Origin of the sequence: Bradyrhizobium sediminis, from assembly GCF_018736085.1 — a bacterium.
Taxonomy (GTDB): Bacteria; Pseudomonadota; Alphaproteobacteria; order Rhizobiales; family Xanthobacteraceae; genus Bradyrhizobium; species Bradyrhizobium sediminis.
In genome coordinates this window covers 1,551,706-1,572,569 of record NZ_CP076134.1, presented here as the reverse complement: position 1 = coordinate 1,572,569, position 20,864 = coordinate 1,551,706, and the positions used below count along the sequence as shown (strand labels likewise).

Sequence of the window (20,864 nt, the reverse complement as noted above, 5' to 3'; positions counted from 1 at the left end):
CGCGCCGGAGGCCGTTACCAGCTTGCGGGCAGCCGCTTGAGGCCGCGCAGCACGAAGGTCGGCCGCCATTCCGGATTCTCGGCGTCGTCGAGCCGCAGGTCCGGCAGCCGCCGCAACAGGGTCGCGATCGCGACTTCCGCCTCGATTCGCGCCAGTTGGGCGCCGAGGCAAAGATGGATGCCCCCGCCAAAGGACAGCGGACGGATCTTGGGGCGGGTGATATCGAGACGCTCCGGCCGGTCGGGATAAACCGCCGGGTCACGATTGGCCGAACCCAGCAGGCAGAGCACGGTCTCGCCCTTCGGGATTCTCTTGCCTCCGAGGTCGTCGATGTCTTCCAGCGCCACCCGGCCGGTCATCTGCACCGAGGAATCATAGCGCAGGAATTCTTCGATGGCGTTGGTGATCAGCGCGGGGTTGGCCTTGAGCAGCGCGAGCTGATCGGGGTTGCGGTAGAGCGCCAGGAGCCCGTTGCCGATCAGGTTGACGGTCGTCTCGTGGCCCGCGCCGAACAGCAGGATGATATTGGCGGTGAGTTCCTCGTTGGAGAGCTTGCTGCCGTCTTCCTCGGCCTGCACCAGCTGCGTGGTGAGATCGTCGCCGGGATTCTTCCGCCGCAACTCGAACAGTTGCTGGAAATACATCTGGGCCATCGCGTTGCTGGCGTTGCCCTGCTCGATTTCAGCCTTCGTCAGCGGCACCGGATCGAGCAGGCGGCCACCGTCGCGCGAGCCGTTGTAGAAGGTCTCGCGGTGCTCCTCGGGAATTCCGAGCATGTCGCAGATGATCGTCACCGGCAGCCGAAACGCGAAATCCTCGATCAGGTCCATATGCCCCTGGGGAGCGATGCGGTCGAGCGTGTCATCGACCACCTGCTGGATGCGCGGACGCATGTCCTCGACCCGGCGCGCGGTGAAGGCTTTCACCACCAGGCCGCGCAGCCGCGTGTGGTCGGGCGGGTCCTGCTGCAGCATCCAGTGGCTCATGCTGCGGAACACCGGCTCGTCCATGATCTGCGGCCCGTAGCGCCGCTTCGAGCGCTCGACATAGTCCTTGCCGAAACGCTTGTCGCGCAGCACCAGGCTGGCCTCGGCGTGGCGGCTCGCCACGAACATGCCGAGGGGCGTCAGATGCATCGGATCGGTGGTGCGCAGCCGCTCGTAATGCGGATAGGGGTCGCGAATGAACTCCGGCGCCAAGGGATTGAAAAGCGGCGCGCTGGTCGTCGTCTGAACATGCTCGTTCATGGTGACCTCAATCAGTTGCCGCGCTGAAATGCCCGCCCATTCGGGCGGATTGGCGCTGTCCTCGGGGGCCGGACCGGTTGTCATCCGGACCAATTGAAATTGGATACACTATTGTATCGAGTTGCATTCTGACCTAAAATTGATCGATGTCAAGAGTTCGAACCAGACCGACCAGGGACGACACCTGCGAAAAGCTGTTCGAGGCAGCGGCGCGCGTGTTCGAGGAACAGGGCATCGGGGGCGCCAGCATCGAGGCCATCGCGGCGGCGGCCGGCTTCAGCCGCGGGGCGTTCTATTCCAACTTCAAGAGCAAGGACGAGCTGATCATCGCCATGATCGAGGATCACGTCGCGCAATCCATCAGGCGCAGTCTCGATCTTCTCGCCAAGCACAAGAGTCTCGCGGACTTCATTGATGCGCTGAAGACCATGGATCGCAGCCAGCAGGATCCGCTCGGGCGTTCTCCACTTCTGCACATGGAAATGATCCTGTTTGTGGCGCGCGCCGAAAAGCGCAGACCCGATCTCGCCAAGCGGCTGCGGGCCCGACGAAAACTGGTCGCGGATATCGTCGAGACCACGTTGAAGAACAACGGGAAGAACCAGTCTCTCAATCCGACATGGGCCGGCGCGATCCTGCTGGCATTGGAGGACGGCTTCCGTCTGCACCGCCTGATCGACCCGGAGACCACGCCGGCCGACAGCTTCCTGCGCGCCATCGGCGATCTGCAGCGAGGGATGGGTATCTCATCGAGCTGAGGAAGGCTCCAGCGGCTCAGCCTTGCGCTTTATGCAACTGGCCGGCAACGGCGCGCACCTTGCCGGGCGACGCCTGCCAGATCGCGACCGCGGACAGCACGCTCAGTCCGATGCCGATCGCAAAGGCGACCGTGTAACTGCCGGAAAGGTCATGCAGAAAGCCGGTGAACCAGGGTCCCGCGGCGCCTCCCGCCAGCGCGGCGAGCATGATGGTGCCGAAAATGCTGCCATATTGCTTGCCCTGAAAAATCTCCAGCACGATCGCGCCTATGATCGAGGTCATGCCGTAGCCGAGCGCGCCTTGCGTCAGAATCATCAGGTAGACCAGCAGCACGGTCGGATAAAACTTCAGCGCGATCAGGGCCGCGAAACAGATCGCAAAACCCATGCAGCTCGCCGTCCAGATCCATTCGCGCCCGATCCGGTCGGAGAGATGTCCGAGCCAAATCTGGCCGGGAATGCCGAGCAGGCTGACCACGCCCAATGCCCAGACCGCGACGCCGGAGCTGAAACCGATGTCGAGCAGGTATTTGGTCTGGTGAACCTGCACCGCGTACCAGACGTACAAGCCGCAGAAATAGCCGAGCGAGAGCCACCAGAAGCGCGCGGTTCGCATCGCGCGCCGCAGGGTCCAGTCGATGCCGGCCCAGGCGAGATCGACGATGTTCGATATCGGCTTCGCCGATGCCGCCGTCAGTGCGGCATCGCCGTCGGGCAAGAGCCCGACGTCCTCGGGGCGCTTGCGCAGCAACAGATTGATCGGCGCCAGCACGACCAGGATCATGATGCCCATCGCGGTGCAGGCGGTGCGCCAGCCGGTCTGCTCGATCATCAGCTGCACCCAGGGCAGCAGGGTGACTGAGCCGATGCCGACGCCGGCGAAGGCAAGGCCCATGGCGAGGCCGCGCCGGCGGTTGAACCAGTTGGGCAGGAACAGCGACTGGCCGGAATAGCCGAGACAGACGCTGCCGGCGCCGACCATGACGCCGATCGTCAGGTACAGATGCCAGGGCTGCGTCGTCAACGGCGCCAGCAACAGGCCGCCCGCCATCAACGCGACGCCGAGTTCCATCACCGCACGCGGGCCATAGCGGTCCATCATGCGGCCGATCAGCGGGCTCACCGCGCCGGAAACCACGAAGCCGAACGAGAAGGCGCCGGCGGTGACGCCGCGCTCCCAGCCGAACTCGTCGATGATCGGCGGGAAGAACAGCGAAAACGCCGTGCGCGCGTTGACGCCGATCGCCATGGTGACGAACGTCACGACGACGATGACCCAGCCGTAAAAGAAGGGAAGCCGCATCGGATACCTTTGCTGTCGGGATATCCGGATATGTGCAGCCGATCAATCTTTGCTTTTACGTACCCCCGCGCGGCGTTATCGCTGCTCTTGACCCGAAGCGAACATCGTGCCGGCGTTGCGGCGCTACTTTATGCGGTAACTGGCGTGACAACCGACGCATTGCGCCGTGATTTCGGCAAGTCCCGCAAATGCCGGCTTCAGGTCGCCGGTAACAACCGTATCCTGGGCTGCGATTGCAAACCGGCTGGCCGCGCGGTGCATCGCCGTCCCGGCATCCTGCATTCCCTGCGGCATGTGCTTGGAAACTTCCGCAGCGCCGTGCAGCCCCAGCGACGACATTCCGAGCCGCGTCTCCGCGATGCTGGCGGCCTTGTCCGCATGACCCATGCCGAGTTGCGACTGAATCTCCTGCAGCGCCTGCAGATGATCGCGCATGTTGGCGAGCGTGTCCTCGACCAATGCCGCAGGAAACTTGACGAACTGCCGGGCGTCCGGCGTGCGCGGGACGGAAGAATCATGCCGGTGGTGATGCTGGGCGACAGCGAGTGTCGCGCCGCCGCCGGCCAGAACCGCGGCAACGATGGCCACCAGAATTCGCATAAATCCCCTCTCGATCATTCGGCACCGTAGCGCGGCCCGCCATCGGCCCATATGATTTGGATCATAAGGCCGAGCGAATCCAGGAAAATGCTCATGTCAGAGAAATTGCTGTCGGCATTGCCTGCCGACGCACTGAAGGCCGCTTCGGAGCGGGATCTTGCCAAGGGAACCCTGCTGTTCGCGCAGGGCGCAAGACCGAAAGCGATGCATTGCGTGCTGCACGGCGAAATCAGGCTGGTGCGCACCTCTTCTGCCGGTGCAGACATCACCCTGCAGCGATCGCGCGGAGGTTTCATCGCCGAGGCCAGCCTCGACCAGGCCTCCTATCACTGCAATGCCGTGGTGATCGAACGATCGCGCGTTGTCGCCATCCCCCGGGATGCTTTTCAAAGGGCGCTGGCGACCGCGCATTTCAGGGACGCCTGGATCGGCTATGTCAGCGCGGAGTTGCGCCGCGCCCGCGCCCAGAGCGAACGTCTGATGCTCCGAACCGCGCGCGAGCGAATCTGCCACTTCATCGAGACGGAGGGCCGCAATGACGCGGTCAAACTCAACCATACCAAGAAGGCGTGGGCCGCCGAGCTTGGTTTGACGCACGAAGCGCTGTATCGCGCACTCGCGTCGATGATCGGGGCAGGAGAGCTGTTCGAGCCGCGCCCCGGCCTGTTGAGCCTCGTCAAATGAAGACCCGTCGGCGGAAGGCAGACTAGCCGGCCAATGCCCTTGCCAAGGCGGCGGCGGGAATGGATCATCAGGCAAGGAACAAATGGGGTGGCAATGTTATCGAGACGACGCCTGCTCTGGATCGGCGGTGGCGTCGTTGCCGGTCTGTCGCTGTCCCCGAAGGGCGCACGAAGCCACGGCCCGGCTGCAAGTCATGCCGGCAGTCCGAAATTGCAGAAATTCGTCGATCCCCTGCCCCGGCTCGACCAGGCGCTGAAACCGAGCGGCAGCCACGAAGGCAGCCCGCTCTACGAGATCGCGATGCGCGCTGTCCGTCAGCGCCTGCACCGCGACCTGCCACCGACGCCGCTGTGGGCCTATGCGGGTCAATTTCCCGGACCGACGCTCGATGTCCGCACCGGGCGGAGGATCTTCGTTCGCTGGGTCAATGAAATTCCTGACGGCGATTTCCTGATCCCGCAGGCGTTCGACCCGCATCTGCATGGCACCCATCACGGCGAACCGCCGACCAAGACCGTCGTGCATCTCCACGGCGCCGTCGTGGCGCCAGACAGCGACGGCCGGCCCGACGCCTGGTTCACCAACGGGTTCGCTCGGCGCGGAGCCGAATGGACGCGGGAGATCTATGAATATCCAAACCAGCAGGATGCCTGCCTGCTCTGGTATCACGATCACGCCATCGGCCAGACGCGGCTCAATGTCCATGCAGGACTTGCCGGCGCCTACCTCATCCGCGACGACCATGAGGACGCCCTCGGCCTGCCGGGGGGCGACCACGAAGTCCTGCTCATGATCCAGGACCGCAGCTTTGCGGCTGACGGCTCGCTGACTTACCCGATTGCGGAGTCGACAGGATCGGCGGATCGTCCGGGACCATGGGTTCCGGAGTTCTTCGGCGACACGATTCTCGTGAACGGCAAAGTGTGGCCGCATCTGGAAGTCGAGCCGCGGAAGTACCGGCTGCGCATTCTCAACGGCTCCAACGCGCGCTTCTACCAGTTGCGTCTCGCCGACGGCCGCAGCTTCCTGCAGATCGGGACCGATCAGGGGCTGTTGCCGGCCCCGGTGGAAGTGCGTCGCCTGTTGCTGGCGCCGGCCGAGCGAGCGGACGTTATCGTCGACTTCCGCGGCGCGCGCGGATCGATCCGCCTCTTGAACGATGCACCGACGCCCTATCCGAACGGCGAGGCCCCGGACCGCCGAACCACGGCAAATGTCATGGAATTCCGTGTCGGCAGACGGCTTGCCCGGCCGGACACGGCGCGCGTTCCCGACAAGCTGCGTACTGTCGCGCCGTTGCCGGAGCGGGATGCCAAAGTGCGCTACATGGCCTTCAGCGAATACAAGAACGCGAAAGGCGAGCCGACGCTCGTCCTGCTCAACGGGCGAAAGTGGGATGCGCCGGTCACGATCCAGTGCAAGATTGGCGATACCGAAGTGTGGCACCTGATCAACCCCACGGAGGACGCCCATCCGATCCACCTGCATCTGGTCCGCTTTCAAGTGCTCGATCGCCAGAAGTTCGACGGCGACGATTACTTGAAGGCATGGAACGCGGAGATCCCGGGCGAAGGTCCCGATCCGATTTCAGCCGAGCCCTATCTGCGCGGCGGCCGCATCCCGCCGCCACCCCAGGAACGCGGATGGAAAGATACCGTTCGGGCCGATCCCGGTGAGGTCGTCCGCATCATTGCGCGCTTCGATGGCGTTCCCGGAAAATATCCGTGGCACTGCCATGTGCTCGAGCATGAAGACAATGAGATGATGCTGCAATTCGAACTGGTCCCCTGACGCGCGGCACGACTTTTCGTGGGCGGTCCGCATTGAGCGTTGGCGCCATAGCTCCGTTTCACTGACGCGACAGCGTCCGCAGTCGGAATCCAGGTCCGCTTCGGGGTAACGAGGCACAGGCGTTGACGTTGTGTGCAGAAACCGGCCCTATACCGCCGGCAATATCTTTCCGGGGTTGAAGATGTTCTGCGGATCGAGCGCTTTCTTCAGCGCGCGCATGGCGTCGAGCGCCTCGGGGCCGAGTTCGGCTTCAAGGTATTTCTGCTTGCCCTGCCCGATGCCGTGCTCGCCGGTGCAGGTGCCGCCCATCGATTGCGCGCGCTCGACCAGCCGGTGCATGAAATCCTCGCCGCGCGCCATCTCTTCCGCGTCGTCGACGTCGCATAGCAGCGAGCAGTGGAAATTGCCGTCGCCGACATGGCCGACGATCGGCGACAGGAGATTGAGCCGCTTCAGGTCCTCTTCGGTCTCGGTGACGCAATCGGCGAGCCGCGAGATCGGCACGCAGACGTCGGTCGCCACCACGCCGGCGCCGGGACGCAGCGCCTTGACCGACCAATAGGCGTCATGCCGCGCCTGCCAGAGCTTGGTGCGGTCCTCGGGCCTGGTGGTCCAGGTGAAATCGCCGCCGCCGCATTCTGCGGCGATTTCCTTGAAATTCTTCGATTGCTCGGCGACCTCGATCTCGCTGCCGTGGAATTCGAGCAGCAGCAGCGGCGTCTCGGGCAGCGACAGCTTCGAATAGGAATTGCAGGCCTTGACCTGCGCGGCATTGAGCAGCTCGATGCGCGCCACGGGAATGCCGGTCTGGATCGCCAGGATGGTGGCCTGACAGGCGCCACGCACGGTCTCGAACGAACACGCCGCCGCCGCGATGGTTTCGGGGATGCCGCGCAGCTTGATGGTGAGTTCGGAGATGATGCCGAGCGTGCCTTCGGCGCCGACGAACAAATGCGTCAGGTCGTAGCCGGCCGAGGATTTCTTCGCCCGCGTGCCCGTGGTGATGATCTCGCCGTCGCCGCGCACCACTTTGAGCGCCAGCACGTTGTCGCGCATGGTGCCGTAGCGCACCGCATTGGTGCCGGAGGCGCGCGTCGACGCCATGCCGCCGAGCGAGGCGTCGGCGCCGGGATCGATCGGAAAGAACAATCCCTGGTCGCGCAGATGCTCGTTCAGCGCCTTGCGGGTGACGCCGGGCTGGATCACGCAATCCAGATCCTCGGTGTGGACTTCAAGGATCCGGTTCATGTCGCGCAGGTCGATGCAGATCCCGCCAGCCGGCGCATTCACCTGCCCCTCCAGCGAGGTGCCGGTGCCGAACGCGATCACGGGAACGCCATACTTGGCGCAAATCCGCACCACGTCCTGGATATCCGACGTCTCCTGCGCCATGACCACGGCGTCCGGCGGCTGCGAGGGCAACCAGGTCGTGGTATGGGCATGCTGTTCGCGGACCGCCTGCGAGGTGATCAGACGGTTGCCGAACCGCGCGGCGAGCGCTTCGACGGTGCTGGCCAGCGCCTGCGGCTCCGGCCGCGGCAAATTATTGGTGATGATCAGGCTCACGATATCCTCCCGGCGAAAAGACCGTGGCAAAGGATATATAAGGGGTCAAGAGACCAGATCGGACAGACAGGGATGGATCGATGACGACTGCCGCCGCCGCCAAGGATATGCCGCTTCCGCCCTCGCCGTTCTTGTCGTCGGTGATGCAGATCGAGCCGCAGTGGATCGACTATAACGGCCATCTCAACATGGCCTATTATAATGTGATGTTCGACCGCGCGATCGACGAAATGTGGCTGCAGCTCGGGATTGGGCCGGCCTACATGAAGGAGCGCAACGGCTCGACCTTTACCGCGGAATGCCACGTGCGCTATTTGCGCGAGATCCATCTCGGCGATCCCGTGCAGATTTCGGTTTTTCTGCTTGGCGCCGACGAAAAGCGGCTGCACACGTTCGAGGAGTTGCGCCACGCCACCGAGGGCTGGCTGTCCGCCACCTCGGAAAACATGACCATTCACATCGACATGAACGCCCGGAAGACGGCGCCGTTTCCGCCCGACATCCGCGCCCGCATCGCGGCGGTGGCGAAGGCCCACGCGGCGGTGGCGCGCCCCGAGGGCGTCGGCCGCAGGATTGCGATGCCCTCCAAGTAGCGCTTCAATTAGCGCTTCAGGCTGGCCGCGTGCGCGGCCGCAGGCCTCGCGCATCCTGCTTCCGCAAACGATCCAGGCCGGAAACGCAAGTTCCGCAGCGGTCCGGTTGCGAAACCGCTCAAAATCCCGATACCCCCCGCGAACAAAGTCCGCCCCGGGCGGCGGGAATGGCGCCTGTCTTGGCACGGGATAAAACCTGTCAAAACCGCCGGCAAAGCCCTATATGCCCTTCAATCCTGCTATGAAGGCTCCCCTTCACGGCCCCGCGGTGCCATCGTGGGCGGAAGACGATTCGCGATATGACCGAACCGAAAAGACTGAGCCCTCACGGCGTCCCCGACCACCAGCCTGCGGCCGGCGGCATCGCCGCGCGTGCGCGGGCGGCCGCGACCCCGCAATACCTCTCCGGTCTCAATCCCGAGCAGCGCGAGGCGGTGGAAACGCTTGACGGTCCCGTGCTGGTGCTGGCGGGGGCCGGCACCGGCAAGACCCGCGTGCTGACCTGCCGGATCGCCCACATTCTCAGCCAGGGCCGCGCCCGGCCCGGCGAAATCCTCTCCGTCACCTTCACCAACAAGGCCGCGCGCGAGATGAAGCTGCGGCTGGGGCAAATGCTCGGCCAAGCCGTCGAAGGCATGCCGTGGCTCGGCACCTTCCATTCGATCGGCGGCCGCATCCTGCGCACCCACGCCGAACTGGTGCAGCTGAAATCCAACTTCACCGTGCTCGATGTCGACGACCAGATCCGGCTGCTTAAGCAGTTGCTCGCCGCCGACAATATCGACGACAAGCGCTGGCCGGCCCGCATGCTGGCAGGACTGATCGACGGCTGGAAGAACCGCGGGCTGACGCCGTCGCAGGTGCCGCCGGGCGAAGCCGCTGTTTTCGGCAACGGCCGCGGCGGCAAGCTCTATGCGGCCTATCAGGAGCGCCTGAAAATTCTCAACGCCGCCGATTTCGGCGATCTCCTGCTGGAAAACATCCGGCTGTTCCGCGAACACCCCGACGTGCTCCGGCAATACCAGCACCGCTTCAAGTTCATCCTGGTCGATGAATATCAGGACACCAACGTTGCGCAGTATCTGTGGCTGCGGCTGTTGGCGCAGGCCCCGTCGAAGCCGGGCGTCCCCCCCTCCTCGGTCATTCCGGGGCGCATCGAAGATGCGAACCCGGAATCTCGGGCGGCACAGGATTCAACTCGGGATTCCGGGTCTGCGCTTTCAGCGCAGCCCGGAATGACGGCGCCAAATCCCCCCAAGAACATCTGCTGCGTCGGAGACGACGACCAGTCGATCTATGGCTGGCGCGGCGCCGAGGTCGACAACATCCTGCGCTTCGAGCACGATTTTCCCGGCGCCAAGGTCATTCGCCTCGAACGCAACTACCGCTCCACCGGCCACATCCTCGCCGCCGCCTCGCACCTGATCGCCCATAATGAAGGCCGGCTCGGCAAGACGCTGCGCACCGAAGACGTCGACGGCGAGAAGGTCACCGTCACCGGCTCCTGGGATTCGGAAGAAGAAGCCCGCGCCATCGGCGAGGAGATCGAGGAACTGCAGCGCGCCGGCAACAAGCTCAACGACATCGCGATCCTGGTGCGGGCCTCGTTCCAGATGCGCGAATTCGAAGACCGCTTCGTCACGCTCGGCCTGCCCTATCGCGTGATCGGCGGGCCGCGGTTCTACGAACGCGCCGAAGTCCGCGACGCGCTGGCATACTTGCGCACCATCAATTCGCCGGCCGACGACCTCGCCTTCGAGCGCATCGTCAACGTGCCGAAGCGCGGGCTCGGCGACGCCACCGTGCAGATGCTGCACGACCACGCCCGCAAGCGCCGGATTCCATTGTTCGAGGCCGCCCGCGCCGTGGTCGAGACCGATGAGCTGAAGCCGAAGGCGCGCGGGTCCCTGCGCGACCTGATCGCCAGTTTCGATCGCTGGCGCGCGCAGCGCGAGGTGACCTCGCATACCGAACTGGCCGAGATCGTGCTCGACGAGAGCGGCTACACCGAAATGTGGCAGAAGGATCGCTCCGCCGACGCCGCCGGCCGGCTCGAGAACCTGAAGGAACTGGTGCGCTCGATGGAGGAATTCGAGAACCTGCAGGGGTTCCTCGAACACATCTCGCTGGTGATGGACCGCGACGGCGGCGCCGAGGACGATGCGGTTTCGCTGATGACGCTGCATTCGGCCAAGGGGCTGGAATTCGACAACGTGTTCCTGCCCGGCTGGGAGGAAGGCCTGTTTCCGAGCCAGCGCACGCTCGACGAACAGGGCCGCGCCGGCCTTGAAGAAGAGCGCCGCCTCGCCCATGTCGGGCTGACCCGCGCGCGCCGCCGCGCCAAACTCTATTTCGCCACCAACCGCCGCATTCACGGCACGTGGTCGACCACGATCCCGTCGCGGTTTCTCGATGAGCTGCCGGCGCCGAATGTCGAGATCACGGAATCCAAGGGCGGCTCGGGCTGGGGCGGCAGCGGCGGCTACGGCCCCTCGCGCTTCGACAATGTGGAATCCTTCGGCTCCAGCTATTCGACGCCGGGCTGGCAGCGCGCGCAGGCCCAGCGTGCCCGCAGCCAGAATGGCGGCCGGGGCGGCGGACAGGCCGGCGGCGGTTTCAATGAAAGCCAGTCACCGTTCTCAGGTTCGCGCAGCGATACCTCAGGTTCGCGCAGCGATACCTCGAGTTCGCGGGGCGAGGGCTTCTCGCGCAACAAGCGCGCGCCCCTGACCATCGAAGGCGAGCTGATCGCGAAATCCACCGGCACCACGTCGGAATTTTCGCTGGACGACCGCGTGTTTCACCAGAAATTCGGCTACGGCAACGTAGTGAAGATCGACGGCAATAAGCTCACCATCGCGTTCGAGAAGGCCGGCGAGAAGAAGGTGGTCGATAGTTTCGTCGAGCGGGTGTGAGAACCTGCATGGGCGACTGAGCACACGTCCGGACTCGTTGGCTTTTGACGCAATTCTGGCTCCTGAACATCCGTAAGTACTATTGTCGCAAATTATTCTCGCGGAAATCTGGACGTGCGGCGGTTATGGGCGCAGAATAAAAATTTCTTCATCCTTCGGAGAGCCCTCCATGGATCTGGAAAGATTTATCCACCAGCAGAATCTTGAACATTACCGAAAGCTCCTGGCCGACCCGAACAACAGGGATGAGGCCCGGCGCCAGATGCTGTTGAAGCTGCTCGCCGAGGAAGCGGCCAAGGACGAGCACCCCCCACCCAAGAGAAAGTAAGGACCCACCGCGCGAATTGATGCCGGTCAATGCCGGTGCGGTATGCCTGCGCCTCAACTAGGCCATGGCAGCCTTCGTCTTTCAATGTCCGCAAACGGGCCTGAACGTCCAGCACACCTGGCCGGACGACGAGAAGCCTGCCGATGACAATACCTACGTATTTGTCACATGCCCGTCCTGTACACGGATGCATCTGATCAACCGATCCACCGGCAGGCCGCTGGGTTACAAGAACGATCGCCCCTCAGGCAATCAAGAGACGTAATCGCCGGAACCCGATCGAGTCCGACCCGCGGCCAAAAAAAGGCGGTCGATAGTTGGCTAGATCGGGGTTAAGGTCTGCATGAACCCTTCATCGGGGCAGCGGATTGTTCGGCTGGTTGCATTCGAAAAGGCAGTCGTCTGAGAGCCCGGCGGCGAAGCGATCGCCGGGAGGCTTCGTCCCACCCGACGTTCTCCTCGATGACCTCGGCAAGCGCGTTCCCCGATATCTCGCCGACGTCGACCAGGGCAAACTGATCTATCCGGCCTGCAAGCGAACGCTGTCGGACGTCGACGGCGATGTCGGCTCGGTCTGGGATCACACCCGGCTGGAAGCGATGCAGTACGTGATGGCGGTGCCCGGTCATGATTCCGGGCTGCTGAGCGCCGCTTCCCGTCAGCTCGAAATGATCGATGCCTATCTTTTCCAGCGTCCCCATGCCGACACCGTGATCGATTTCACCGGCACCGCGACGGCGGATTTCTCCATTGCCATTGTGGCCGGCCTCAACTGGCTTACCCACTGCGCCGAACTGGCCGGCGTCCCTCCGGCGCAACAATCCGGCACGCTGCGCAATTTCAGGAAGCTGGTGACGCTGTCGCAGCGATGGTGGCTCACGGAAGGCGCCGTCGAGCGCTGTGGGCGCTTGCTGGCAAACGGAGAGCAGCCGCCCCTGATGCTTTACCTGATCTGGTCCGAATACACCCGGCTCGCCAAACAGATCGCGGGCGCCGCCATTTTCGGCGATTCGATCGATCGCTCGGCGAAACTGGTGTCGCTTCCCGCCGACCTCATCCCCCGCTTCGAAGCCGCCAGGAATCCCGGTGATTTATTGAGCAGTTGAACCGAATGGTTTCAGCGCGGGCACCGATTGCATTTCGACTTCTCCGTTCCTATCTGTTGCTGCTCGCCCCTGCCTGCCCGAAACGCGCCGCAGTGCCGCTCCAGGCCTCCCGCAATTTTCAATTCAGACCATCAAGTCCCGCATGGCTCCCATCATATCTGTTGCAAATTTGTCGAAGACCTACAGCTCCGGTTTCAAGGCGCTGAACGGCATCAACCTCGAGATCAATCGCGGCGAGATTTTTGCCCTGCTGGGACCGAACGGCGCCGGCAAGACCACGCTGATCAGCATCGTCTGCGGCATCGCCAATCCGAGCGAAGGCCGCGTCAGCGTCGGCGGCCATGACATCAACGCCGATTATCGCGCCGCGCGCTCGCTGATCGGGCTGGTACCGCAGGAACTGCACACCGACGCGTTTGAGACGGTGTGGGCGACCGTGAGCTTCAGCCGCGGCCTGTTCGGCAAGCCGAAAAACTCCGCCCATATCGAAAAGGTGCTGAAGGACCTGTCGCTGTGGGACAAGAAGGATTCCAAGATCGTCACGCTGTCCGGCGGCATGAAACGCCGCGTGATGATCGCGAAAGCGCTGTCGCACGAGCCGCAGGTCCTGTTTCTCGACGAGCCGACCGCGGGCGTCGACGTCGAATTGCGCAAGGGCATGTGGGAGGTGGTACGGGCGCTGCAGGCGTCGGGTGTCACCATCATCCTCACCACGCATTACATCGAAGAGGCCGAGGAGATGGCCGACCGGATCGGCGTCATCAACAAGGGCGAAATCATCCTGGTCGAGGACAAGGCCGACCTGATGCAAAAGCTCGGCAAGAAAGAGTTGAAGCTGCACCTGCAGGCCAAACTCGATGTGATCCCCGCCAGCCTTGCCGCCTATAACCTCGAACTGTCGGACGATGGCCGCGCCGTGACCTACGACTACGACACCAAGGGCGATCGCACCGGCATTACCAGCCTGCTCAGCGACCTCCGGAGCGCCGGTATCCGCATCTCGGATCTCGATACCAGGCAGAGTTCGCTGGAAGACATCTTCGTCAGTCTGGTGAGGGCGCCATGAATTTCCGGGCCGTCCGCGCGATCTACCTGTTCGAAATGGCGCGCACCTGGCGCACGCTGCTGCAAAGCATCGTCTCGCCGGTGGTTTCCACCTCGCTGTATTTCGTGGTGTTCGGTGCTGCAATCGGCTCGCGAATCACCTCGGTCGAGGGCGTCAGCTACGGCACCTTCATCGTGCCGGGGCTGGTGATGTTGTCGGTGCTGACGCAGAGCATCGCCAACGCCTCGTTCGGCATCTACTTTCCGAAATTCGTCGGCACCATTTACGAAATATTGTCAGCGCCGGTGTCGTCTTTCGAGATCGTGCTCGGCTATGTCGGCGCCGCCGCGACCAAGTCGATCATCCTCGGCCTGATCATCCTCGCCACCGCCGCGCTGTTCGTGCCGCTGCACATCCTGCATCCCTGGTGGATGCTGACCTTCCTGGTGCTGACCGCCGTCACCTTCAGCCTGTTCGGCTTCATTATCGGCATCTGGGCCGACGGCTTCGAGAAGCTGCAGATGATCCCGATGCTGGTGGTGACGCCGCTGACCTTCCTCGGCGGCAGCTTCTACTCGGTCAACATGCTGCCGTCGGGCTGGCGCACCATCACGCTGCTCAATCCGGTGGTCTATCTGATCAGCGGCTTCCGCTGGAGCTTTTACGAAATCTCCGACGTCAGCGTGGGTCTCAGCGTCGGCATCACGCTGGCGTTCCTCGGCCTCTGCATGGTCGCGGTGTGGTGGATCTTCCGGACCGGGTACCGGCTGAAGAATTGACGCGGAGCGTCGTTCCGGGATGGTCCGAACGACCGGACCCGGAATGACGTCTAACGGCAGTCGCGCATCCCACTCGCGAAAACGTCAGCACCAGCGGCCGGATTGCGCCCCGCCTCCGCCTTGTTTGCGCCGCGCGCCGCATTAACGATGCTGTGAGGGCACTGGAACCAAAACCGGAATCCGGGCATATTGGTTGCCGGGGGACGGAGAGCCGCGGCGCTGCAAGCGGGCCTGGAGGCCAAAGGTAAGATGCGTTCCTTCCTCATTGCTTTCGCCGGCCTGCTGCTGTTCGCCACCGGCGCCGCCCAAGCCAAGGTCTCCATCACCGTCGACAAGAATGCGCAGCTGATGACGGTCGCGATCGACGGCGTCGAGCGCTACCAGTGGCCGGTGTCGACCGGCCTGCCGTCCTACGAGACGCCGAATGGCAGCTTCAAGACCTTCCGCATGGAGGCAGACCACTACTCCAGGGAATTCGACGACGCGCCGATGCCGCATTCGATCTTCTTCACCAAGATCGGCCACGCCATTCACGGCACCGACTCGGTGAGCCGCCTCGGCAGCCCGGCCTCGCACGGCTGCGTGCGGCTGTCGCGCGCCAACGCTGCAACGCTGTATGCACTGGTGGAAAAAGAAGGCGTGCTCAACACCACCGTGAACCTGACCGGTTCCTCGCAGATCGCCCTGGCGCGCAACCCGCGGGGCCGCGGCAACACCGCCGTGGCGCGCCGCGACGCAGCGCCGCAATACAACGCCGCCGGCGATCCGATCGTGCTGACGCCGCAGCCGGGCGAGGTCGCGCCGCAGGTCGAGTCCCGGGCCCAAGCCGATGACGGCTATATCTATCCGGCCGACGGCTCTTCGAACGAAGCGCGCTATCCGGCGCCGCGCAACCGGCGCCTCCATGGCGCGCAGGTCTATCCGCGGGAGCAATATTACTACGATCGCGGCTATGCCCCGCAATACGCGCCGCCGGGCTACTATCAGCCGCGCCCGTATTATCAGCCGCGCGGATTGTTCACCTACCAAGACTGACGCGTCCTCATCGATCGAGCCTGCTGGTGCACGCCCAAGCGAGGCGCCGGCAAGCTGCTGCTCGTCAATTGATCCTCAAGGTTAACAGCGGCATACTTGGGAGCTTCCTTGGGCGCTTCGGAGCCGGGCTTCCATCATGCCGTTATGCTTGCTGACCGTGTTTACCGACAACTTGAACGATCACCGCAACCGGAAGTCGACGGCTGCCCGCTATCATTTGAAACAATTGCATTGAGGGGCGCTCGCACGGGGCTCCCACCTTCCGGTGACGTCGTGGTCGACAAGCTGAAAACACAAAACCAGTCGGAGGCATCGGATCGCGAGCGGCAGGCCAATTCTCTCGCGATGCTGGAAACCCACCGCCGCGACCTGCTGCTTGAAGCCATCGCCAGAAGCGCGAAGGAATTGCTGCGCGCAAGCGACCTGACGCGCTCGATTCCGAAGGTGCTCGAGCATATCGGTCTCGCTACCAGCGTCGGCCGGATGCACATGCTCGAAGTCGATCCGACCGGGCCAATCGACGAGGGCCGCATCATAAGCCACAACCTGTGGAGTGCAGCCGGCATATCGACGCCTGCCGGCTTCAATGATGCGCGGGGCCGCACCATGGTCGAGGTCGGCCTTCAGTCATGGATTCCGAAGCTCATGCGGGGCGAGTCCGTCGCGGGACTCGCCCGGGATTTCGAGGATCCCGTGCGCCGATTCTTCGAGCTTGGCGGCGTCAAATCGGCGGTGGCGGTTCCCGTGTTTGCCGAGGACCAATGGTGGGGTCTGATCGGTTTCGATGATTGCCGCAGCGAACGCAAATGGTCACCGCGCGAGATCGATGCACTCAGGACGCTGGCGGAACTGGTTGGCGCGGCGATCACCCAAACGCGCCGCCTGCAGAAATTCTCCGACGCCAACCGCATCGTCGAAAACAGTCCGACGATGCTTTACCGGCTGAGCGCGCAGCCCCCGTTCGGGCTGATCTACCTGTCGCAAAACGTCCGGCGATACGGCTACGACGCCGAAGAACTGCTGGCGTCGCCGAGCAGATGGATGCAGCTCATCGAAAGCGAATACCATCCTGCTATCGCGGCCGACATCAAGTCCATCATAGAAGGAAGGGTGGATTCCACCCTGCTCGAATTCCGCCTGAAGAAGTCGGATGGCTCCCTCGTCTGGCTCGAAGGACGCGGATACGCAGTGCGCGACGAGAAGCACCGGCTCGTCGCTATCGAGGGCGTCCTCAACGATATCACCGAGCGAAAATCGGCAGACGAGAAGATCGCGGCCATGGTGCGAACCGATCTTCTGACCGGGCTCGCCAATCGGGCGGCCTTTATCGAACGGCTGCAACTGGCGTTCGCTCGCTCTCAACGCGGCGCCAATCCGTTCGCCGTACACTATCTCGATCTCGATCATTTCAAGGATATCAATGACACGCTGGGACATCCGGCCGGGGACGCGCTGCTGCGGGCGGTCGCCGATCGCCTCCGGGGCTGCGTGCGCGAAACCGACCTGGTCGCCCGCTTCGGCGGTGATGAGTTCGCGGTGCTGCAGGACGATATTTCCGACCTGGTCGGCGTCGAGGCGATGGCCACCAAGATCGGCGCCAGCCTTGCCGCACCTTTTTCGATCGATGGCAATCAGGTACATACGACCGCCAGCATCGGGATCGTCCCCTACGACTCGGACGCGGACGGGCCCGAGGCGATGATGAGGAAGGCCGACCTTGCGCTCTACCGGGCGAAGGACGAGGGGCGCAACCAGTTCCGCTTCCATATGGCCGAACTCGATCGGCAGTTGCGCGAGCGGATGATGCTCGCCGCCGACCTGCATCTGGCGATCGAGCGCCAGGAGTTCGAATTATACTACCAGCCGCAAGTGGAACTCGAATCCGGAAGGATCGTCGGGCTGGAGGCGCTGATCCGCTGGAACCATCCGACGCGCGGCTTGCTGCTGCCGACGGTCTTTATTCCGATCGCGGAAACCACCGGGAGCATCCTGCCGATCGGAAAATGGGCGATCGAGCAGGCCTGTCGGCAGATCAGACTCTGGCGAGACCAGGGGGTGGTGCCCCCGCTGGTGGCGGTGAACATCTCCGCCGCACAGTTCAAGGGGGAGTCCGACCTCGATCGGATCGTCGCGAACAGCCTCGCCAGGTTTGGCGTTGCCCCATCCGCGCTGGAGCTCGAGCTGACCGAATCGGTCTTGATGGAAACGACGCAGAAGCACAAGGGATCGCTTGAACGACTACGGCAGCTCGGAGTCCGGCTCGCCATCGACGATTTCGGTACCGGATATTCGTCGATGAGCTACCTGCGGCGATTCCCCTTCGACAGGATCAAGATCGACAAGTCGTTCATCGACGATGTGGCGACGCAAAACGAGAGCATCAAGATCGTTCGGGCGATCGTGACCCTCGCAGAGGGGCTAGGCATGTCCACGATCGCCGAAGGTGTGGAAAGTGCAGACCAGGTCGACAAGCTACGCGAGCTCGGCTGTGACCAGATCCAGGGTTTCTTTTTCTCGAATCCGCGCCCGGCGGGCGAGATCGCCGGATTGCTGGCGCAGAAGCTCGAAGGCGGGCATTCTGCGGCCGGATATCCGCCTCCCAACGACGACGCAGCGTCCGGCTGACGACTGGCAGCGGCGCAGGTCCTGCAGCGATCGGAACCGAACGTTACTCTTCCCCGTTCTTCAGCCGCCGCCACACCGCGCCGAGCACGTTGGAATAATCGTCGGTCCAGACCCGCTGCTGCTCGTCGGCTTCCTCCAGCGCCCAGTCTTCCGACGACGCCAGCTTGCCGACATCCGCATCCTCGCGCGCCGAAACCACCACCGAGGTCGAGAAGATGTATTCGTTGTCGCGCCCGGAATCCTCGTTGTAGACCCAGCTCTTGAGGTCGTTGGCGTCCGCAATGCCGACCACGACACTGGACAGCTCCAGGTGCCGGTTGGAGACGTGCATCACGACAGCACCTTGCGGCGCCAGTTTGTCCTTGTAGATCTTCATCGCCTCTTCGGTGGCAAGATGGATCGGGATCGCGTCCGATGAATAGGCGTCGATGACGATCAGGTCGTAGATGCCATCAGGCTCCCTGGCGAAGGTCAGCCGCGCATCGCCGATCACGGGCTTCAGGTCCGGCTCGCATTTCTGGATGTAGGTGAAGTATTTCGGGTCCTTCGCGGTATCGACCATCGACTGGTCGATCTCGAAGAACTTCCAGTTCTCGCCCGGTTCGGAGGCGCAGGTCAGCGTGCCGGAGCCGAGGCCGATCACCGCGGCCCGCAGCGGCGCGCCTTTACGTTCGCGCACCGCCGCGATCGCCTGACCGATGCCGCCGTCCTTGTGGTAATAGGTGATCGGCTCGGGCCGGCCGGTCACCGGGGTGCCGTCGTCGTTCTGGAATTTCTCGGCACCGTGGATCGTGGTGCCGTGCATCAGCACGTGATACTGGCCGTTCGGCGTCACCACGATCTTGTGGACGCCGAAGAAGCTGCGTACGGTTTCCACCCGCCCGTCGTCGGACGGATAGGCCCGCAGCAGGACCAGCGCCACCACGACAGTCGCGAAAATCTTCCAGCGGTTGGCATTCAATCCGAGCGCCAGCAAGGCTGAGAGCACGCCGACCGCGCCGATCACCCAGACCCGATGTTCATCGAGCCAGGTGAACATCTTGCCCGTGTAGAAGGCCGGAAGGATCAGTGCCACCGCCAGCGCGGCGAGAAACGGCCAGTACCATTGGCTCCAGCGCGGCAGCCTCTCATTGCCGCCGGACGGACGGCACAGCGCCGCCAGCGCCAGCAGGATCGGATATTCGGCGATCCAGGAGAACGTGAACGGCGCGATCAACCCGGCGAACAGGCCGCCGACCATGCCGCCGAACGACAGCGCGACGTAGAAGCCGGTGAGATATTTCGCGGCCGGACGGGTACGCGCCAGTTCGCCATGGCACGCCATCGCGATGACGAAGAAACACAACTGATGACCGCCGAGCGTCAGCAGCAGGTTCTGCTCGCCGCCGAAGGCGAGCAGCACGATCACGCCCGCAATCGCCAGCGGTTGCAGCATCAGCATCCATTTATGCGGCAGCAGCGGGCGCGACTGGAACACCAGCACCCAGGTCAAGAGATACAGCGACAGCGGTAGCACCCACAGAAGCGGCGCGGCGGCGACGTCGGTGGAGATATGCGCGGTCACCGCGATCAGCAGCCCCGAGGGGACAGCGGCGAGAAAGATCCAGCGCGCGCGCAGGATCCGGGGCGGCGCCGGCGAGTGGGTGTCCTCGGCGCGGATATCGGCCGCGGCCATGACCGGCGAGCGCAGCATCAATACGGCGCAAGCCGCGATCAGCAGGATCAGCAGGCCATAGCCGCCGGTCCAGATCAGGTTCTGCATGCGCAGCGTGAACATCGGCTCCAGCAGCACCGGATAGGTCAACAGCGCCAGGAAACTGCCAATATTCGAGGAGGCATAGAGGAAGTAGGGATCGGGGCCGTTGGGATGGCCGGTGCGCACGAACCAGGCCTGCAGCAGCGGATTGTTGGCGGCGAGTGCGAAGAACGGCAGCCCGATCGATACCGCGAACAGGCCGAGCAGCCACACTGCATAGCCCGAGGTCGGCGGCTCGCCCCACCCGCCCGCGATCGACAGCGGCAGCGACAGCAGCGCGAGCACCAGCAAGGCGAAATGGATCGCCACCGGAACGGTCCGGTTGCGGATCTGCATCAGGTAATGCGCATAGGCATAGCCGCCGAGCAGCAGCGACTGAAAGAACACCATCGCCACCGACCACACCGCCGGCGAGCCGCCGAGCCGCGGCAGCACCATCTTGGTGAACAGCGGCTGCACCGAGAACAGCAGCAGCGCGCTGACGAAGATCGCGGCGGTATAGACCACCAGGACCAGCCGGTTACGGGCAATGGACGGCTGGCCCGCGACGACGGACGGCTCGGACAGAATCATGAAAGCTCCGGCTTGAACCCGGCTGAAAGCCGGAGGCGGAAATCCGGCAGGGGTGCCGGATGGGTCGGATAGAGCATACGGCAAGATCGCGAGCAATGCAGGACGCAGGAACCTATTTTGTCAGTAGCTCGTGATCTGTCGCCTGTTTGTAGCTCGTGAA

General features: G+C 63.6%; 16 protein-coding genes. 11 read left to right on the top strand and 5 right to left on the bottom strand.

Going from position 1 to position 20,864, the window contains the following annotated elements:
- Positions 1-14 precede the first annotated feature (14 nt).
- Positions 15-1,247 (bottom strand): cytochrome P450, encoded by a 1,233-nt coding sequence (locus KMZ29_RS07470; protein WP_215623115.1) that lies wholly within the window; start codon positions 1,245-1,247, stop codon positions 15-17.
- Between the two features lie 146 nt (positions 1,248-1,393).
- On the opposite strand from KMZ29_RS07470, the gene KMZ29_RS07465 reads away from it, so the two are divergent.
- Positions 1,394-2,005 carry a TetR/AcrR family transcriptional regulator gene (locus KMZ29_RS07465; RefSeq protein WP_215623114.1) on the top strand — a complete coding sequence of 204 codons (612 nt, stop codon included), beginning with the start codon at positions 1,394-1,396 and terminating at the stop codon, positions 2,003-2,005.
- A gap of 16 nt (positions 2,006-2,021) precedes the next feature.
- Here the strand turns inward: KMZ29_RS07465 and KMZ29_RS07460 are convergent, their stop codons facing one another.
- Entirely contained in the window at positions 2,022-3,308 is a 1,287-nt protein-coding gene (locus KMZ29_RS07460) for an MFS transporter (protein ID WP_215623113.1), read from the bottom strand.
- Positions 3,309-3,431: 123 nt separating this feature from the next.
- On the bottom strand, positions 3,432-3,908 hold the full coding sequence (locus KMZ29_RS07455) for a hypothetical protein (RefSeq protein ID WP_215623112.1): 477 nt from the start codon (positions 3,906-3,908) through the stop codon (positions 3,432-3,434).
- A 93-nt stretch (positions 3,909-4,001) separates the two neighbouring features.
- Between KMZ29_RS07455 and KMZ29_RS07450 the strand changes: the two genes are divergently transcribed.
- Together KMZ29_RS07450 and KMZ29_RS07445 are read left to right on the top strand one after the other, a co-directional pair.
- Positions 4,002-4,592, top strand: a complete 591-nt coding sequence (locus KMZ29_RS07450) for a Crp/Fnr family transcriptional regulator (RefSeq protein ID WP_215623111.1) — start codon at positions 4,002-4,004, stop codon at positions 4,590-4,592.
- Positions 4,593-4,685: 93 nt separating this feature from the next.
- Entirely contained in the window at positions 4,686-6,383 is a 1,698-nt protein-coding gene (locus KMZ29_RS07445; protein WP_215624180.1) for a multicopper oxidase family protein, read from the top strand.
- A 147-nt stretch (positions 6,384-6,530) separates the two neighbouring features.
- On the opposite strand, the gene KMZ29_RS07440 is transcribed toward KMZ29_RS07445, so the two are convergent.
- Positions 6,531-7,949, bottom strand: a complete 1,419-nt coding sequence (locus KMZ29_RS07440) for an FAD-binding oxidoreductase (RefSeq protein ID WP_215623110.1) — start codon at positions 7,947-7,949, stop codon at positions 6,531-6,533.
- Positions 7,950-8,029: 80 nt separating this feature from the next.
- Here KMZ29_RS07440 and KMZ29_RS07435 point away from each other — a divergent pair, with 80 nt between their 5' ends.
- The 8 genes from KMZ29_RS07435 (at position 8,030) to KMZ29_RS07400 (ending at position 18,375) form a co-directional block, all read left to right on the top strand.
- Positions 8,030-8,542: a thioesterase family protein gene (locus KMZ29_RS07435; protein WP_369810085.1), complete on the top strand. Its 513-nt coding sequence runs from the start codon at positions 8,030-8,032 to the stop codon at positions 8,540-8,542.
- A gap of 299 nt (positions 8,543-8,841) precedes the next feature.
- Positions 8,842-11,457, top strand: coding sequence for an ATP-dependent helicase (locus KMZ29_RS07430; RefSeq protein ID WP_215623109.1), 2,616 nt, complete (start codon positions 8,842-8,844; stop codon positions 11,455-11,457).
- A gap of 169 nt (positions 11,458-11,626) precedes the next feature.
- Positions 11,627-11,785 carry a hypothetical protein gene (locus KMZ29_RS07425; protein ID WP_215624434.1) on the top strand — a complete coding sequence of 53 codons (159 nt, stop codon included), beginning with the start codon at positions 11,627-11,629 and terminating at the stop codon, positions 11,783-11,785.
- Positions 11,786-12,165: 380 nt separating this feature from the next.
- Complete coding sequence (locus KMZ29_RS07420) at positions 12,166-12,891, top strand: hypothetical protein (protein WP_215623108.1); 726 nt, start codon at positions 12,166-12,168, stop codon at positions 12,889-12,891.
- 142 nt (positions 12,892-13,033) lie between these two features.
- Entirely contained in the window at positions 13,034-13,957 is a 924-nt protein-coding gene (locus tag KMZ29_RS07415; RefSeq protein WP_215623107.1) for an ABC transporter ATP-binding protein, read from the top strand.
- Positions 13,954-14,715 carry an ABC transporter permease gene (locus KMZ29_RS07410; protein WP_215613038.1) on the top strand — a complete coding sequence of 254 codons (762 nt, stop codon included), beginning with the start codon at positions 13,954-13,956 and terminating at the stop codon, positions 14,713-14,715. Before KMZ29_RS07415 ends, KMZ29_RS07410 begins: the two co-directional genes overlap by 4 nt.
- A 249-nt stretch (positions 14,716-14,964) precedes the next feature.
- The gene (locus tag KMZ29_RS07405; RefSeq protein WP_215623106.1) at positions 14,965-15,750 is read left to right on the top strand and encodes a L,D-transpeptidase; all 786 of its coding nucleotides are present in this window, start codon (positions 14,965-14,967) and stop codon (positions 15,748-15,750) included.
- Between the two features lie 273 nt (positions 15,751-16,023).
- Positions 16,024-18,375 carry a putative bifunctional diguanylate cyclase/phosphodiesterase gene (locus tag KMZ29_RS07400; protein WP_215623105.1) on the top strand — a complete coding sequence of 784 codons (2,352 nt, stop codon included), beginning with the start codon at positions 16,024-16,026 and terminating at the stop codon, positions 18,373-18,375.
- A 43-nt stretch (positions 18,376-18,418) separates the two neighbouring features.
- On the opposite strand, the gene KMZ29_RS07395 is transcribed toward KMZ29_RS07400, so the two are convergent.
- Complete coding sequence (locus KMZ29_RS07395; protein WP_215623104.1) at positions 18,419-20,704, bottom strand: spermidine synthase; 2,286 nt, start codon at positions 20,702-20,704, stop codon at positions 18,419-18,421.
- Between the last annotated feature and the right edge of the window lie 160 nt (positions 20,705-20,864).